17 protein-coding genes are annotated in these 16,092 nt (G+C 57.8%); 7 read left to right on the forward strand and 10 right to left on the reverse strand.

From position 1 onward, the window contains the following. Positions 1-2 precede the first annotated feature (2 nt). Positions 3-935: an MBL fold metallo-hydrolase gene (locus tag AC2FLG_RS11440; RefSeq protein ID WP_496706254.1), complete on the reverse strand. Its 933-nt coding sequence runs from the start codon at positions 933-935 to the stop codon at positions 3-5. Between the two features lie 140 nt (positions 936-1,075). On the opposite strand from AC2FLG_RS11440, the gene gltX reads away from it, so the two are divergent. After that, positions 1,076-2,401: a glutamate--tRNA ligase gene (gltX, locus tag AC2FLG_RS11445; protein ID WP_496706256.1), complete on the forward strand. Its 1,326-nt coding sequence runs from the start codon at positions 1,076-1,078 to the stop codon at positions 2,399-2,401. A gap of 52 nt (positions 2,402-2,453) precedes the next feature. Here gltX and AC2FLG_RS11450 read toward each other — a convergent pair whose 3' ends face one another. Further along, complete coding sequence (locus AC2FLG_RS11450; RefSeq protein ID WP_271948342.1) at positions 2,454-3,023, reverse strand: gamma-glutamylcyclotransferase family protein; 570 nt, start codon at positions 3,021-3,023, stop codon at positions 2,454-2,456. A 93-nt stretch (positions 3,024-3,116) separates the two neighbouring features. Between AC2FLG_RS11450 and AC2FLG_RS11455 the strand changes: the two genes are divergently transcribed. Then, the gene (locus tag AC2FLG_RS11455) at positions 3,117-3,563 is read left to right on the forward strand and encodes an RrF2 family transcriptional regulator (protein ID WP_496691756.1); all 447 of its coding nucleotides are present in this window, start codon (positions 3,117-3,119) and stop codon (positions 3,561-3,563) included. 2 nt (positions 3,564-3,565) lie between these two features. Here the strand turns inward: AC2FLG_RS11455 and AC2FLG_RS11460 are convergent, their stop codons facing one another. Together AC2FLG_RS11460 and AC2FLG_RS11465 are read right to left on the reverse strand one after the other, a co-directional pair. Beyond that, complete coding sequence (locus tag AC2FLG_RS11460) at positions 3,566-6,094, reverse strand: ABC transporter permease (protein ID WP_496706257.1); 2,529 nt, start codon at positions 6,092-6,094, stop codon at positions 3,566-3,568. Continuing rightward, complete coding sequence (locus AC2FLG_RS11465) at positions 6,091-6,786, reverse strand: ABC transporter ATP-binding protein (protein ID WP_496706259.1); 696 nt, start codon at positions 6,784-6,786, stop codon at positions 6,091-6,093. Before AC2FLG_RS11465 ends, AC2FLG_RS11460 begins: the two co-directional genes overlap by 4 nt. A gap of 26 nt (positions 6,787-6,812) precedes the next feature. On the opposite strand from AC2FLG_RS11465, the gene AC2FLG_RS11470 reads away from it, so the two are divergent. Continuing rightward, the gene (locus tag AC2FLG_RS11470; RefSeq protein ID WP_425595584.1) at positions 6,813-7,472 is read left to right on the forward strand and encodes an arylesterase; all 660 of its coding nucleotides are present in this window, start codon (positions 6,813-6,815) and stop codon (positions 7,470-7,472) included. Here the strand turns inward: AC2FLG_RS11470 and AC2FLG_RS11475 are convergent, their stop codons facing one another. The 4 genes from AC2FLG_RS11475 to ettA all read right to left on the reverse strand — a co-directional run bounded on the left by AC2FLG_RS11475 (position 7,473) and on the right by ettA (position 11,126). After that, the gene (locus AC2FLG_RS11475) at positions 7,473-8,030 is read right to left on the reverse strand and encodes a L,D-transpeptidase (protein WP_142635628.1); all 558 of its coding nucleotides are present in this window, start codon (positions 8,028-8,030) and stop codon (positions 7,473-7,475) included. Between the two features lie 179 nt (positions 8,031-8,209). After that, a complete protein-coding gene (locus tag AC2FLG_RS11480; RefSeq protein ID WP_142635630.1) occupies positions 8,210-8,416 on the reverse strand; it encodes a cold-shock protein in 207 nt (68 codons plus the stop codon). 311 nt (positions 8,417-8,727) lie between these two features. Beyond that, positions 8,728-9,474: a hypothetical protein gene (locus AC2FLG_RS11485; protein ID WP_142635632.1), complete on the reverse strand. Its 747-nt coding sequence runs from the start codon at positions 9,472-9,474 to the stop codon at positions 8,728-8,730. Then, on the reverse strand, positions 9,471-11,126 hold the full coding sequence (ettA, locus tag AC2FLG_RS11490; RefSeq protein WP_496706261.1) for an energy-dependent translational throttle protein EttA: 1,656 nt from the start codon (positions 11,124-11,126) through the stop codon (positions 9,471-9,473). The genes AC2FLG_RS11485 and ettA overlap by 4 nt, the downstream gene beginning before the upstream one ends. Before the next feature lie 593 nt (positions 11,127-11,719). Here ettA and AC2FLG_RS11495 point away from each other — a divergent pair. The 4 genes from AC2FLG_RS11495 (at position 11,720) to dacB (ending at position 15,031) form a co-directional block, all read left to right on the forward strand. Beyond that, on the forward strand, positions 11,720-12,250 hold the full coding sequence (locus AC2FLG_RS11495) for a YcnI family copper-binding membrane protein (protein WP_496700828.1): 531 nt from the start codon (positions 11,720-11,722) through the stop codon (positions 12,248-12,250). A gap of 109 nt (positions 12,251-12,359) precedes the next feature. Next, complete coding sequence (locus tag AC2FLG_RS11500) at positions 12,360-12,830, forward strand: MOSC domain-containing protein (protein ID WP_496706263.1); 471 nt, start codon at positions 12,360-12,362, stop codon at positions 12,828-12,830. Between the two features lie 32 nt (positions 12,831-12,862). Continuing rightward, positions 12,863-13,483 carry a nicotinate-nucleotide adenylyltransferase gene (locus AC2FLG_RS11505; protein ID WP_496706265.1) on the forward strand — a complete coding sequence of 207 codons (621 nt, stop codon included), beginning with the start codon at positions 12,863-12,865 and terminating at the stop codon, positions 13,481-13,483. 66 nt (positions 13,484-13,549) lie between these two features. After that, complete coding sequence (dacB, locus tag AC2FLG_RS11510) at positions 13,550-15,031, forward strand: D-alanyl-D-alanine carboxypeptidase/D-alanyl-D-alanine endopeptidase (protein WP_496706267.1); 1,482 nt, start codon at positions 13,550-13,552, stop codon at positions 15,029-15,031. 2 nt (positions 15,032-15,033) lie between these two features. Here the strand turns inward: dacB and AC2FLG_RS11515 are convergent, their stop codons facing one another. Next, on the reverse strand, positions 15,034-15,456 hold the full coding sequence (locus AC2FLG_RS11515; RefSeq protein WP_142635642.1) for a tellurite resistance TerB family protein: 423 nt from the start codon (positions 15,454-15,456) through the stop codon (positions 15,034-15,036). 81 nt (positions 15,457-15,537) lie between these two features. Further along, a complete protein-coding gene (locus AC2FLG_RS11520) occupies positions 15,538-16,005 on the reverse strand; it encodes an Lrp/AsnC family transcriptional regulator (RefSeq protein WP_496706269.1) in 468 nt (155 codons plus the stop codon). Positions 16,006-16,092 lie beyond the last annotated feature (87 nt).

Raw genomic sequence — 16,092 nt, forward strand, 5'->3', positions numbered from 1 at the left:
CGTTAACCCATCATCTGATAGCTGACCGGGACAAATCGGAACCCATCGCCGCGCGCCTCGACGTAACCGGCTGCGGGGAAGGGCATGTGATATCCGATCATCGGAACTTTGTCTGCCGCCAGCATCCCCAGCACATTGCGGCGTGAAGCGGTGGCTGCGACTTTGTCCATGTCGAACTTTACCTCCCACTCGGGACGAGCAAAAGACCACACATAGTGATTGGCCAGATCGGCCGTTAGAACCAGGCGTTGGCCATTGCTTTCCAGATGAAAGACTGTGTGTCCGGGTGTATGCCCGTGCGCTGAAACGGCCGTTATTCCGGAAAGAACTTCGCCATTATCCCCGACAAAGGTCATCTTTTCGGCCAACGGAGTAACTTTCGCGGCGACTAGATCACCAACCCGATTGCCAGAATCCTGAGCGGCCCAAAAGTCATATTCGGTCGATGCGGTGACATAGCGCGCGTTCGGGAAAGTCGGCGCGTCATTTGTGGTCATGCCGCCAATATGGTCAGGGTGCATATGGGTGATGACAACGACGTCGATTTGATCCGGGTTCACGCCTGCATCTGCCAATGCCGCCTGAATGCCGCCTTGCCCAAGGCCAGTATCAAACAGCACAAGTTCAGATCCGGTATTGACCAGCGTTGGTGTGAAAAAGAACTGGGCTTTATCGGCAGGAATAAAATTCTGGGCCGATACGTTTGCAAATTCCTCATCCGTGGCACCGCCGCCGAAAATCTCTTTGGCGCCATCGCGCGGCAGGCTGCCATCCAACAGAGTTGTTACGGTGAAATCGCCCAGCTGGAACGATTTCGCGATGGTTGAATTCGCTTTGGTATCGCTTGCTGCAGCCAGGATTGGGGTAGCAGCTGATGCAAAAGGCAATGCTGCCGCCGCGCCCAGTGCGGCCCTACGAGTTAGTGTAACGGTCATTTTGAGATCTCCCTGTGTGTGCCAGCACTTTGAAGATAGGGTATCGCCCGAGGATTGCCACCTGACGTTGGCGTGAACCGGTGCGGTGGCTGGACAATTTGCCCATCCTGTGAGAAGAGCCGCGCCAACAGGAGACTCCTATGACAACCACCCGTTTCGCCCCGTCACCCACCGGTTACATCCATGTGGGCAACCTGCGCACAGCTCTGATGAACTACCTGATTGCCCGCAAGGCTGGCGGCACCTTCATCCTGCGTATCGACGACACAGACCCCGAGCGATCGAAAGAAGAATATGTCGATGCCATCAAGCAGGACCTCGAGTGGTTGGGCCTGCATTGGGACCGGGTCGAACGACAGTCCGAGCGTCTGGACCGCTATGCCGAGGCAGCCGACAAGCTGCGCGAGATGGGCCGGTTCTATGAAGCCTTCGAAACCCCGACCGAGCTGGACCTCAAGCGCAAGAAACAACTGAACATGGGCAAGCCGCCGGTTTATGACCGCGCAGCATTGAATCTTAACGACGCCGAGAAAGACGCGCTGCGGGCCGAACGTGGCAACGGTGTCTGGCGCTTTAGGCTGGATCATGAACGGATCGAGTGGACCGACGGCATTCTAGGCGATATCTCGATTGATGCATCCTCGGTGTCGGATCCGGTACTGATCCGGGGCGACGGTCAGGTTCTGTACACGATTGCGTCGGTGGTCGATGATACCGAAATGGGTGTGACCGATGTGGTGCGTGGCTCGGACCATGTGACCAATACCGCGACGCAGATTCAGATCATCCAAGCGCTGGGTGGTACTTGCCCGCGTTTTGCACATCATTCTCTGCTGACCGGCCCCCAGGGCGAGGCGCTGTCTAAGCGACTGGGCACGCTGGCTCTGCGTGATCTGCGCGAGCAGGGCGTACAGCCGTTAGCATTGCTCAGCTTGATGGCGCGTCTGGGCTCATCCGACCCGGTTGAGTTGCGGACAGAGATGGCCGAGCTGATCGATGGATTTGACATTGGTCGTTTTGGTGCCGCACCGACCAAGTTTGACGTTCAGGACCTGTTTCCGTTGACGGCAAAACACCTGCAATCTTTGTCATTGGCCGACGTTGCGGATGCTGTGGCAGATGCGGGCGTACCGGCCGAACTGGCCGAACCGTTCTGGGCCATGGCCCGCGAGAACATCACCACTCTGGCAGACCTGAGAGGGTGGTGGGAGCTGTGCCGTAACGGTGCCGAACCTCTGATTGCCGATGAAGACCGAGAGTTCATCACCGAGGCCGTGGCGTTGTTGCCAGAAGGCCCGTTCGACGGCGAGACATGGGGGCAGTGGACCAGCGCGGTGAAAGACGCGACAGGCCGCAAGGGCAAGAGTCTGTTCATGCCTTTACGCAAGGCACTGACAGGGATGGAGCGCGGCCCCGAGATGGCAACACTGTTGCCCCTTCTGCAGGTGATCCGCGCGCGCGGCTGATCTTAGTGCCTTAGATTGTGATAAGGCGTGGTCTGCTGGCCGCGCCTTTTTTCTATAAGGTCTGTACGATCTGGGCTGCTATTCGCTTCAGCCGATCATCCACAAAACAAGTCTCATCCGGTTTCAATGCCTGGTGGCGCGGATACCGCGGCTCTGCCCGGTCATTCAGGATCGGGGCGTCCCAGCCATCAGTGGTGGCAAAAAAGCGATCGGCGCCCTCGGACCCGAACGCACGCAAATAGCCTTGCACAACCACGTCGATATAGCTCATCAGCAGGGGGTGGCGCCGGCTGGCCGCGGATTGACGGTCATCAGGTACCGCATAAACAGCGATCTCAACCTCGTGTGGCAGAGAATGGGTGACGGCCTTAGTCGCTGGAACGCGGTCGTAGGCCCACTCACGTTGATCCAGCGCGTCCCAGTCATTGCCCGGGACATGGGCAATCATGCCGTCGATTTCAGAAGTGGGATCCGGAATGGCAGTCAGGAAAGCGACCGGGCGCAAATCGGTATGCCGCCAGGCCCGCCGCCATCCCTTCAACTGCGCGGGATGCGGGTCGGGGAAATCGTGGGTCGCGAGGTTCACGAGGCTGCCGTAGCCAAAGAAATAGGGGTCTGCCATGCGGGATCACTTCTGACCGGGAATTGATGTATGTCAAACCGCTTTTTTGCCCAACATGCAATAAGGCAGCATGTTGAACTTAGGGAGGCAAACATGCGGATAACCAAGCGGACAAATATTGCTGTGCGCCTACTGATGTATTGTGCAGCAAATCCAGACAGGTTGGTGACCAAATCCGAGATCGCAAAGACCTGCAATATCTCGGAAAACCACTTGGCGCAGGTGATCAACCAACTCAGCCAGTTAGATTATCTGAGCACTCATCGCGGTCGCAATGGTGGTATGGTACTCGCTAGATCTGCTGATCAGATACGGATCGGTTCGGTTTTTCGACATATCGAGGGCGACTTGCCGATTGCCGAGTGCTTTGCGGATGCCGACAATACATGCCCGCTCACCAACGCCTGCCGGCTGCGCCTTGCGCTGCGGGACGCGGCCGAGGTTTTTTATGCCTCGCTGGACGAAATCACGCTGGATTCGCTGGTGTGTGACAATGCAAATCTGCTGACGATTTTGCAGCCCGTCGCCTGCGTCCGATAAACTCAGTCGCTGGCGCGCAAGATGCGCGCCGGGCGAACGGCAAGGGGTTTCAGGGCAAAGATCAACCCCGCGCCCAGCGTGACGATGATCCCGGCCAATACGATGCCGATGGCAGATGGCCAGATGACGTCAAAGCTGGTGTCGAAAATATATGTCGCAACCGCCCAGCCGCCGAGGATGCCCACCATCAGGGCTACAATTCCAGCGGCAGACCCCAGCAGAACAGCCCGAAGGGCAAAGCTGATCAATATGCGCCGTCGGTCGGCACCGATGGTCTTCAGGACTGCGGCCTCGTACCGCCGGGCTGGTTCACCCGCTGCCGCGGCGCCGATCAGGACCAGAAAGCCGGTTAGCAGCGATACACCAGCCCCATAAGACGTCGCAGCGGCCAACCCGGCCAGCAGACCCGAGACCCGGTCAATCGCATCGCGGACACGGATTGCGGTGATATTGGGGAATTTACCCGCCAGATCACGAAGGATCGCGGCTTCGGCCTGCTCTTCGGCATAGACGGTGGCAATGAAGCTATGCGGTGCGCCGGCCAGGGCCGACGGGTTCATGGACATGATGAAACCCATCCCGGCGGTCGAGAAATCCACCTCGCGCAACGAGGTGAGCTCTGCGGTGATGTCGCGCCCCAATATGTTGATGGTCAGTTGGTCACCCAGCTTCAGGCCCATCTCTTCGGCCTCTTCAGCGGCAAAGCTGACCTGAGGCGTTCCGGAATAGTCTTCGGACCACCATTCCCCGGCGGTGACCCGTGCGTTCGAGGGCGGGGCGTCGGAATAGGTGACCCCGCGGTCGCCTTCCAGTACCCAGTGGTCCCCGGCGACCTCAATCGCGGGCTGCCCGTTAATCTGCGTGATGATCCCGCGCAGCATGGGCGCGCTTTGGATCCGGCTTACGGCAGGGTCGTTTTCCAGCCGTTCGGTAAAGCCAGGCATCTGCTCTTTCTGGATATCGACGAAGAAATAAGAAGGGGCGACATCGGGCAGGTTTCCTGAAATCGCGTTTCGCAGCGTGCCGTCGATCTGCCCGACTGCGGCCAGAACCGACAGGCCCAGCCCCAGCGACAGGACAACCGATGCGGCTCCTTCGCGTGGGTCGGAAATGGCTGACAGGGCCCATCGCAGGGGCGGATTCCCTCGGGCGGGTTTTGTGGTCAAGCGTGCCAGTTTGCGGATTGCCAGCGCCGCCACCGAAAGCAGAACCAACGCTCCGGCCAACCCGCCGCTGGTCCAAAGGGTCAGGCGCGCCGATCCGCTGAAAAAGGCAGCTGCGCCGATCAGCGCCGCAAGCCCGATGCCTGTCGCTAGGATGTATTTTGCACGGGGCAGGAAGCGCGCCGAAGACAGCGCATCGCGAAACAGGGTCGCTGCGCGGACTTCTTCAGTACGGGCAAGGGGCCAGAGTGTGAATAAAAAGGCGGTGAGCACGCCGTAAAGCGCGGCTTCAGCCAGAGGCTGCGGATAGAACGAGAACACTGCGGGCACAGGCAGGCGAGTTTCGACCAGCGGCGCAAGCAGCAGAGGCACCGATCCACCCAATATGATGCCCAGAAAAATGCCGATGCCAGAGAGAATACCGATCTGGATCAGATAAGTCTGAAACACGGTCGCCCGATCGGCACCCAAAGTACGCAAGGTAGCAATGGTTTCAGTCTTTTGCGCCAGATAGGCACGCACCGCTGCAGATACGCCGATGCCGCCAACAGCCAGCCCGGATAGTCCAACCAGAACCAGAAAAGCGCTGAGCCGGGCAACAAATTCTGAAATGCCAGGGGCACCGTTCCGTGCATCGGTCCACCGCATTCCGCTGCCTTCAAGGGCTTCGCTTGCCTGCGCCGAAAGAGCTGTAAGATCAGACCCCGGCGGCAGATCCAGACGGTATTTGGTGGAAAACAGAGTACCCGGTGCCAATAATCCGGAATTCAGCAAGTCCTGTGTGCGGATCAGCGTGCGCGGACCCAATCCAAACCCGTCTGCCGCCCCGTCCGGTTCGTGGATCAGGGCTGCCATCAGGACAAATTCCTGAGTTCCAAGTGAAAACCGATCCCCAACCGATAGCTGAAGCCGGTCGATCAGAGCAGGAGCCATTACGGCACCGGGCGCCCCTTGCTGGCCTGTAAAGGCGTCACGCAGGGGCATCTGAGGCTCTAGTATTGGCTTGCCCAACAATGGATAGGAGTCGTCAACGGATTTGACCTGCGTAAGCGCCCGCTGTGGGTCACTATTCTGCTGCGCGACTGCCATTGACCGAAAATCGACGATTTCGGAGATGGCTAAGGCCGCGTCGTTCATCCATGCACGCTCAGCCTCATCCGCAAAGCGATAGGTGAATTCCAGCTGTGCATCCCCGCCCAGCAGAGCCGCGCCTTCTTGCGTCAGTCCGGTTTGGATGGCGTGGCGGACCGAACCCACAGCGGCAATGGCAGCGACCCCAAGTGCAAGACAAGCCAGAAACACCCGAAAACCGCGCAGACCTCCGCGCAGTTCCCGCCGCGCCAGCCGCCCGGCCATCCGCAGGCTCATTCGGCAGCCTCTTGCCTTGTGTCATCGGCAATCCTTCCATCGCGCAGCCGAACAACACGGTCACATCTGCGCGCAAGGCTGTGGCTATGGGTCACCAGAACCAAAGTAGCACCATGCCTGTCGCGCAGGCCAAGCAGCAGGTCAATGATGGCGGCTCCGTTTGTTTCGTCCAGATTGCCGGTAGGCTCATCCGCCAGCAGGATCTGTGGTCGCGGGGCAGAGGCACGGGCGAGCGCGACGCGCTGCTGCTCTCCTCCGGAGAGCTGCGCCGGATAATGGTCGCGTCGATGCGTCAGCCCTACGGACTCCAATTCGGCTTCGGCCCGTTGAAAGGCATCTTTGTGACCGGCCAACTCCAGCGGTGTGGCCACGTTCTCAAGGGCAGTCATCGTGGGGATCAGGTGGAAATTCTGAAATACAACGCCCATGCTGTTGCGTCGGAATCGCGCGAGCTCGTCTTCGTTCATGCGGGTCAGACTTTGCCCGAGTGCGGTTACCTGGCCGCCCGTCGCCTGTTCCAGCCCGCCCATCAGCATTAGTAACGACGATTTTCCTGACCCGGACGGCCCAATCAGACCCAGTGTCTCGCCCTTGTGTACGGAAAGCGTGATGTCGTGCAGGATATCTACCTGACCGGCATTGCCATCCAGCGATAAAGCGGCATTTTCAAGCGATAGAACAGTTGCGATCATGGGTTGGTCCGAACCGAGGTAATCAAATGGGATATGGAGCAGTTGAGATGTTGCGCAAGGCTTTGATGCCGGTGCTTATCACGTGTTGCGGCTTTGCGGCCACAGCAGAAACCGTAGTGATTGCAGCTCTCGGGGATTCTTTGACTCAAGGGTACGGCCTGCCCGAGCAAGACGGATTTGTTCCGCAGCTGGATCGTTGGTTGAAAGATCACGGAGCGGATGTGCGCCTGATCAATGCGGGTGTATCCGGGGACACCACCGCCGGAGGGGCGGCACGTGTGGACTGGACACTGACGCCCGACGTGGATGGGATGATCGTCGCATTGGGCGGGAACGATCTGTTGCGAGGGCTTGATCCGGCAGTTGCACGCGCAAATCTTGAGACGATCCTGAAAGCAGCAGATGGCGCTGAGGTCGCCGTGTTGTTGGTCGGGATGCAGGCGCCGGGGAATTACGGCCCAGATTACAAAGCCGCATTTGATGCGATCTACCCCGATCTGGCGGATCGATATCAGACTGGATATGCGCCAAGTTTTTTCACAGGTTTGACTGCGGCAGGAAACCCCGAAGAAGTACGGGAACACATGCAGGCAGATGGCATCCATCCCAACGCCAGTGGTGTGGCCCTCATCGTTGAAGACCTTGGACCAAAGGTTTTGGAACTTGTGAAATCAGCAGAAGATTGATCAGACGACCGTCACAACTGTTCCAATCGGCACCCGCTGGTACAGGTCGATGACATGCGTGTTCAGCATGCGTATACATCCGTTCGAGGCCGCACGGCCTATGGTCTGCGGCTGAGTGGTCCCGTGAATTCGGAAATAAGTGTCAACGCCGTTCTGGAACAGATAAAGCGCCCGTGCACCTAACGGATTGCCGTCACCGCCAGGCTGCACATAGTCGTTATCCTTGAAACGAGCATATGTAATTGGCTCACGCTCGATCATTTCATTGGTGGGGCGCCAGGTGGGCCACTCCTTTTTGACGTCTATGGTCGCTGTTCCGGTGAACTCCAGCCCGGCTTTGCCCACCCCGCACCCGTAACGGATTGCCTTGCGAGGTTCTGTTACGAAGTACAGATAGAACGAGCGTGGAACCACCAGAAGCTGGCCTGGCAGGAATTGCTTTTTGATTCGAACAAATTGAGGAGTGGGGTCGTATTCGACGGCTTTCTTTGCCGACGCGGCGGTCGAAACAAGGCTTGCTGCTGCTGTTGCAGTCAGGAATGTACGGCGTGTCAACATATCAGCTCTCTTCAATACAACAGAAAAATCATGACCATAGTGTCCGGATGATATCCGATCCGGTCAATCGTCGGGGAAGAGTAACTGAATTGTGATGTAATCGCCGGGACACACTTTTACAGGTGGTCGATCAGGCGCAAATAGAAAAGGGCAGAGGAAAACCCTGCCCTTACAGCGGCTTACGCCAGCTGGATGTCGTCGGCGCTTTCGCGACCGTCACGACCCGAGCGCAGCTCGTATGTGACTTTCTGGTTGTCGGCCAGACCGGTCAGGCCCGAGCGTTCGACGGCCGAAATGTGAACAAAGATGTCTTTGCCGCCATCTTCGGGTGCAATAAAGCCGTAGCCTTTGGTGGTGTTGAACCATTTTACGGTGCCTGAAGGCATATCCGTGTTCTCCTTATCTGGTGCTGCCCACGGAGTTGCGGCAGCCTGGCGTCGTCGTCTGTATCGATAGACTGAACGCCGTAGAAGGAGACAGTGGGTCGAAATAGAAAAACGTAAGCACTCTGATTATGCCAGTTCAGACGAGATGTGACAAGCCGGATTTGCAATCCTGAACGGCTGAAACTAGCGCCAGGCATCAGAATCTACGCATCAGAATATCCTGAAACAATCTATACAATGTATGTGGTTAGACTGAATTTTTTGGATCCACGAACGCCCGGAAGAACGTCACGCGCCAGACCGTCCGAGGATCACTTTGCGAGCGGCAATTTGCCCACGATCTCGTTCATTTCTGGCGAGGCCACAAAACATCTGGGAAGCTGGGAAATCACTTCGTCAATCGGATCGTAGATTTGGCTCGCGGCCTTTCGCAGATCTTCCGGAATATCTTTTTCAGCCCGTTCACGCCGCGGAGCCGGTACAAATTTCAATCCGGTAAATTCAGAGATTTCGTCCTGATATTCCCACAACGCATCGTAGTGAACGCACAATACCGGGATGTCGTCATAAGTGACCCATTCCTTGATCTGCCGTGCCTGTTGCAGCACATCCCGTTCGAAAAGCTCGTCATATGTGCCCGTCGCATGCAGATTGTAGAAGTGCTTTTTTATCCACTCAGGGCCATAGCCTTCCATCGCTGTGTAGACTGAAAAGGTAGAGTCCTTTGTCGAGCCAAAGCAAAAGACGACTCGGGTATCTTTTGACCAGTTTGACAAAACCTGCGGAAAATCATGCGTCTTGTAAAGAAACGGCGCCTGGAAGGTGGCGTCGTCCAACCGAGACACGAAACTGGCCTGACCCGAGAGGTTTGGGTCCAGCCTTTCCAGTGCATCGCGCAGCGCATGGTAGGTCATGGTGCTGCCCGACCGGCCATTGCTTGCGACGATCACACAGTAATCTGTCTTGTACATTTGCCGGATGCGCTTGCGCAGCGGCGCGCTGATTTTCAGCGCGCTACGTTGCCATTTTTCCAACCGTCTTTTGAGCTTCCGTCTCATCGCGCAAACTTCTTATGCTTCAACCGCTTCGGCTCCAGCGCGTCTGGTCCCAGACGGCGTTTCTTGTCCTCTTCGTAATCCTCGAAGTTGCCCTCGAACCATTCGACATGGGCATCACCCTCAAACGCCAGAATATGCGTGCAGATCCGGTCGAGGAAGAAGCGGTCGTGGCTGATGACCACGGCGCAGCCGGCGAAATCGACCAGCGCGTCTTCCAGCGCGCGCAGGGTTTCGACGTCCAAATCGTTGGTCGGTTCATCGAGCAGCAGGACGTTGCCGCCCTCTTTCAGTAGGCGGGCCATGTGGACTCGGTTGCGCTCGCCCCCTGACAGCAGCGAGACCTTTTTCTGCTGGTCGCCGCCCTTGAAGTTGAAGGAGGAGCAATAGGCGCGGGAATTGACCTGTGCGTCACCCAGTTGGATGATCTCGGCGCCGCCGGTGATCGCCTCCCATACGGTGTCGTTGTCCTTCAGGTCGTCGCGGGACTGATCGACATAGGACAGCTCGACCGTGTCGCCCAGCGAGATGGTGCCGCGGTCGGGCTGTTCCTGACCGGTGAGCATCTTGAACAGGGTCGATTTACCGGCGCCGTTGGGCCCGATGACGCCGACAATTCCGCCGGGGGGCAGGGTAAAGTCGAGGTTCTCGATCAGTTGCTTGTCACCCATATGTTTCGACAGGCCTTCGACCTCGATCACCTTGCCACCAAGGCGCTGGCCGTTGGGGATGACGATCTGGGCGCGGGTCAGCTTTTCGCGCTCGGACTGTTCCGCCAGATCGTTATAGGCGTTGATCCGGGCTTTGGATTTGGCCTGACGGGCCTTCTGGCCTTGACGCATCCAGTCCAACTCGCGCTGCAGAGTCTTTTGCTTGGATTTGTCCTCGCGGGCTTCCTGCTCCAGCCGTTTGGCCTTTTGTTCCAGCCACGCGGAATAGTTGCCCTCGTAAGGCAGGCCACGGCCACGGTCGAGTTCAAGGATCCAGCCGGTGATGCTGTCGAGGAAATAGCGGTCGTGAGTGACGATCAGGATGGTGCCCTTATAGTCGATCAGATGCTGTTGCAGCCAGGCGATTGTTTCGGCATCCAGGTGGTTGGTCGGCTCGTCGAGCAGCAGCATGTCGGGCGCTTCGAGCAGCAATTTGCACAGCGCGACACGGCGTTTTTCACCGCCTGAGAGGTTGGCGATATTGGCATCATCCGGCGGGCAGCGCAGGGCCTCCATGCTGACGTCGATCTGGCTGTCGAGATCCCAGAGGTTCTGGCTGTCGATCTCGTCCTGCAGCTTGGCCATCTCATCCGCGGTTTCGTCTGAGTAGTTCATCGCCAATTCGTTATAGCGGTCGAGGATCGCCTTTTTCTCGGCTACGCCCAGCATGACGTTTTCGCGCACGCTGAGGGTTTCGTCCAGTTTCGGCTCCTGCGGCAGATAACCGACCTTGGCACCTTCGGCCGCCCAAGCCTCACCCGTGAAGTCTTTGTCGAGACCGGCCATGATCTTCATCAGCGTCGATTTACCAGCACCGTTGACGCCGACGACACCGATTTTCACGCCGGGCAGGAAGCTCAGGTGGATGTTTTCAAAGCACTTCTTGCCACCGGGATAGGTCTTGGAGACACCCTGCATGTGGTAGACATATTGATAGGCGGCCATGGTGTGTCCTCTGGGTCGGGGAAATTGGGTTGGGCGGTGTGATAGCGAAACGTGGGCGCAGGGGCAATCAGGATCGCATCGCGGGTTTGATTTTGATTGCCTGATACGACGCGCTGTTTTCAAAAGGCGTTGCGTTGAGCTGGCTGGGGTACTAAGCGGTCGCGGAAGATAAATATGAACTGGCAAGCCAGAGTGACGACGCTGGATCGACTTAAAACGGGATTGGCGCTGCTCGCAGCGTTGGGCTTTGTCATTTTGGCAAGTCTGCATCTGACCCGTCCCGTATCTGCAGATTCCGAACCGATTCTGCTTGGCTTTGCCCCCGGTGACATTTGTGGAACCGGTCAACCGAACGGCGATCAAAGCAGGTGCCCGGTTTGCACCTTAGCTGAAAGTGGTGTCACCTTATGTGGCCCTCTCGTGCTTGCGTCCTTGTGCCCTGAGGGTGTGCCGCTTCTTATTCCAGTTCGGGTGGAGTTGGTGCCACGTGGCGCAACAACGGCATATTTTGCGCGTGGACCCCCTTGGATGGTGTGAAGCTTCAATCCGGGTTGACCCCGGACGAAACAGAACGTCAAACAAGGAAATACCTTATGAAACTGGTGAAACTTACATCGGCTGCGATGATCGTGGCTGCAATAGGGACGACTGCGCAAGCGCACGCAACTCTGGAGCAGCAGGAAGCTCAGGTGGGCAGCTTCTACAAGGGGGTGATGCGGGTCGGCCATGGCTGCGAGGGCGAGGCAACGCTAAAGCTGCGCATCGCCATCCCCGAAGGTGTGATTTCGGTCAAGCCGATGCCCAAACCCGGCTGGAAGCTCGAAACCGTCGCGGGTGATTATGCCAACAGCTACGACTACTATGGCACGACCCTGACATCGGGTGTGCAAGAGATTATCTGGACCGGCGAATTGTCGAATGATCATTACGATGAGTTTGTATTCCGGGCCAAGCTGGATGGATCGCTTGCGGCAGAGCAGATGCTGTTTTTCCCGACCATTCAGGAATGTGCCAACGGCAGCCACAATTGGGTGGAAATTCCGGCCGAAGGTCAGGATCCGCATGACTTGGATCATCCCGCGCCGGGCTTGTATCTTCAACCGGAGGGTAAGCATTCGCACTGACCCCGGAATGTTGATCTGATCTTAAGAGCGGCAGGCGTTGGTACTGCCGCTCTTGTATGGCGCGATCGGTGCCTGTAGCTCGGACAGGGATAAAGCGGGAAGACTGGCAATGGCGGATTTGAAGGCCTTGATTTCCGACTGGGCGCAGTCGGGTTGTGTCGAATGGATCGGATTGCGGCCTGCACGACGAGATGAGTTGCAGTTGGTTGAAACTGCGATGATTTCGGCCGACGGTCTCGATGGCGACCGAAGCCGTGCAGGCAAACGGGCCGTGACGCTGATCCAGCAGGAGCATTTAGCGGCGATTGGGTCTTATCTGGGGCAGGGGCCGGTTGCGCCTGAAATACTGCGGCGCAATTTGGTGGTGTCGGGGATCAATCTGGCGGCCCTAAAAGAGCGCGAGGTTCAGGTGGGGGAGGCTGTTTTGCGGTTCACAGTCATCTGCGCCCCTTGCAGCCGGATGGAGGAGGCGCTGGGCAAGGGGGGCTATTCTGCCGTGCGTGGGCATGGCGGGTGGTGTGCCGAGGTTGTTCGGCCCGGGCGGGTGCGGCTTGGTGATGCGGTACAGCCGATTGATTGACAACGCCCTTCAGTTCTGAACATCAGCAAGGGATGCAACGCAGTGACATTCCATATGTGCGGCCCGGGCAGGTCGTGGGGTTGTTCGGGGGGTCGTTTGATCCTCCGCACCAAGGCCATGTGCATGTCACGCGCGAGGCGATGAAGGCCTTTGGGCTGGACCGGGTTTGGTGGCTGGTGTCTCCGGGCAATCCATTGAAAGAGCGCGGGCCTGCGCCTTTGGCGCGGCGGGTGAAGGCAGCGCAAGCTGTGATGCAGCATCCACGTGTCGAGGTGACGGATATCGAGGCCCAGACCGGCACGCGCGCCACGGCAAATACTGTCGCAGCCCTGAAAAAGCTTTATCCGCAGGTCAGGTTTGTCTGGCTGATGGGCGCGGATAACCTGGCGCAATTCCATAAGTGGCAGGATTGGCAGTCGATTATCGAAACCGTACCGGTTGGCGTTGTTGCCCGTCCCGGAGACCGCATCTCTGCACGTATGTCCCCTGCGGCGCGTCGCTATGCCGACTACCGGATTGACGGGCAGGCGCGGCATTTACTCGGCCGGGCACAGGCCCCGGCGTGGTGTTTTGTGAATGTGCCGATGCTGGATGTCAGTTCGACCCAGTTGCGCATTCAGGGGGTTTGGGGCAACAAGGTGTTGCCTGAATAGCCCCTGTGGGCCCATAATTCGGATCTCAGGTTGTTTGCCTGTGATCTCTGGGATTTTAATTGACCCATGAATGATCGTTATTCGCGACGAGGATTTATTGCAGGGCTGGGTGCGGCCCTGATCCCTGTAGCTGTTGTGGCCGAGGCCCCGCTGACGTCACTGCGGCCTCAGCTTCGTAATGAGCCGATCGTAGGTGTTGAGCGCTTGGTCGATGCCGCGAACCTGCGCGGCGAGGTCGCCTTTGCCGTAGCGGACGCCAATACAGGCGTAGTGCTTGAGACCTATGGTGGCGACCGGAGCCTTCCTCCAGCGAGCGTTGGCAAGGCTCTGACCGCGCTCTATGCGCTGAATGTGCTGGGTGCCGATTACAGGTTTGAGACTGCATTGGTCGCCGAGGGGCCAATAGAAAACGGCATATTGAACGGCGATCTTGTTCTTGTTGGCGGTGGTGATCCATTGCTGGATACGGATGCGCTGGCCACGATGGCGGCAAACTTGCGCGAGGCCGGAATCACCGAGGTTCGCGGCGCGTTCAAAGTTTATGATGGCGCGTTGCCTTACGTGTTCAGCATTGATCCGGGGCAGCCAGATCATTTGGGGTACAGCCCTGCGATCAGCGGCATTTCTCTGAATTTCAATCGCGTGCATTTCGAGTGGAAAAAGCAGGGCGCCAGCTATGACGTGACCATGGATGCCCGAAGCACGCGCTATACCCCTGCAGTGGAAGTGGCGTCCATGAAGGTCGAGGGCCGCAACCTGCCGATCTATACCTACGAACCCAGCGCCCGTCAGGACCGGTGGACTGTTGCCAAAGGCGCGTTAGGTAGCGATGGGGCGCGGTGGCTGCCTGTCCGCAAGCCCGCGCTTTATGCAGGTGACGTTTTCAGAACATTGGCCCGATCCAACGGAATTGTGCTGGGGCGGACGCAGGTCACGCGGCAGATGCCGAATGGAACCCCTTTGGTCATTCATCAAAGCGACCCGCTCGGGAGCATATTGCAGGGCATGCTGAAATACTCGACCAACCTCACTGCCGAGATGGTAGGGCTCGCTGCCTCGAGGGCGCGCGGTACGCGACCGCAGACTTTGGCGGAGTCAGCCGCCGAGATGAACAGATGGGCCACAGAGACCTATGGTGTGACCGGGGTTGCGATGGTCGATCATTCAGGGCTTGGGGGCGATTCACGCGTAGCGCCCGAGGATTTGGTGGTCGCGCTGCTGGCGGCGCAGAAAGCCGGAGACCTCCGGCCTTTGCTGAAGAAATTTACCCTTGCCGACAGTCAGGGGCGGCCGGTCAAGGATCATCCGATCAGAGTGAATGCGAAAACCGGAACCCTGAACTTTGTCTCGGGCCTAGGCGGGTTCATAACCTCACCGGATGGGGCAGAGCTGGCCTTTGCGATATTCACGGCCGACATAGAGCATCGCGCAACGATCCCCCGAGCGTATCGTGAACGGCCCGAAGGCGGGCGGAGCTGGAATAACAGGTCGCGCAAATTGCAGCGCGCACTGATCGAAAGGTGGGGGAAGCTGGCCGGCAGCAGTTGACGTCAGGTCGTGTGCCGTGCCCGCGCGCCGCGCTCGATGGCAGCGGCATGCAAACGGTCGATGTCCAACTCGTAACGGATTTCTTCGAGCAGCCGCAATTCGGATTCTGCCAGCGTACCATCTGCAGCCGCAACATCACATGCAAGCGCATAGGAGGTTTCGTTCAGGCGTTCGGGCAGGTTGTCGCGGATCAGTCCAAACAGGGCATCCAGACCATCTTCTTGTTCAAACAGATCGAAGACGATCTGGGAAACGCGATACATCCGGTCGATGTCATATTCTGCAAAGACAGGCAGCATGTTGACCGCGCCCTCGATTTTGACCAGCTCGGCGGTGCGGATGGTCTCATCTGATGCAGAGATCGCAACCATAATCGCCACGAGGCAATCTTGAGGAGACATCGGGTGTGGCACTTGGTTGGTCATAGGGGTGTCCTGATTGAACTGTTCTGATCCCGCACGATAGGTGGGGCAGGGAATAGGTTCAACGGATTTTGGAGCGATAGATCAAAGAATGGGCAAAGGGCCACGTGTTTTCGTCTGCCGCAGTACAAAATTGCTGCGAGTGTCGCGGACTAACCCCGATTTCAACAGCCTTTGCATGATGAACGCCTCAAGATCTTCGGGTGTTTTCGAATAGACTTTCAGAATGAAGTCATGATCCCCGGTGATTGAGGCGCACTCGACAATCTGAGCCTCGGTCTCAACCAGCCGCAAAAACGAAGTGATGCTGTCTTCCTGATGATCGCGCAGCGCAACTTGAACATAGGCTATTGCGTTCAGGCCGACGGATTTGGCGGGCACACGAGCGGTATAGCCCGCCATAACCCCGGCAGCTTCGAGATCGCGAACCCGCCGCCAACATTGCGAGGCAGACAGGCCGGTGCGATCCGCGAGCTCTTGCATAGACAGACGGCCATCGGTCTGAAGCTCTTGCAGGATGGCGATATCCGCGTTTTGAAGCATTTGCGTCATATCTTTTGGGTTCGTGAAGTGTTTAGGTCATATTGTTTGATTCTGAAAAACATTCAAATGAAATTTTTCACGATGGCTGGCTATGCT

Source organism: Ruegeria sp. CDSA193 (assembly GCF_059611885.1).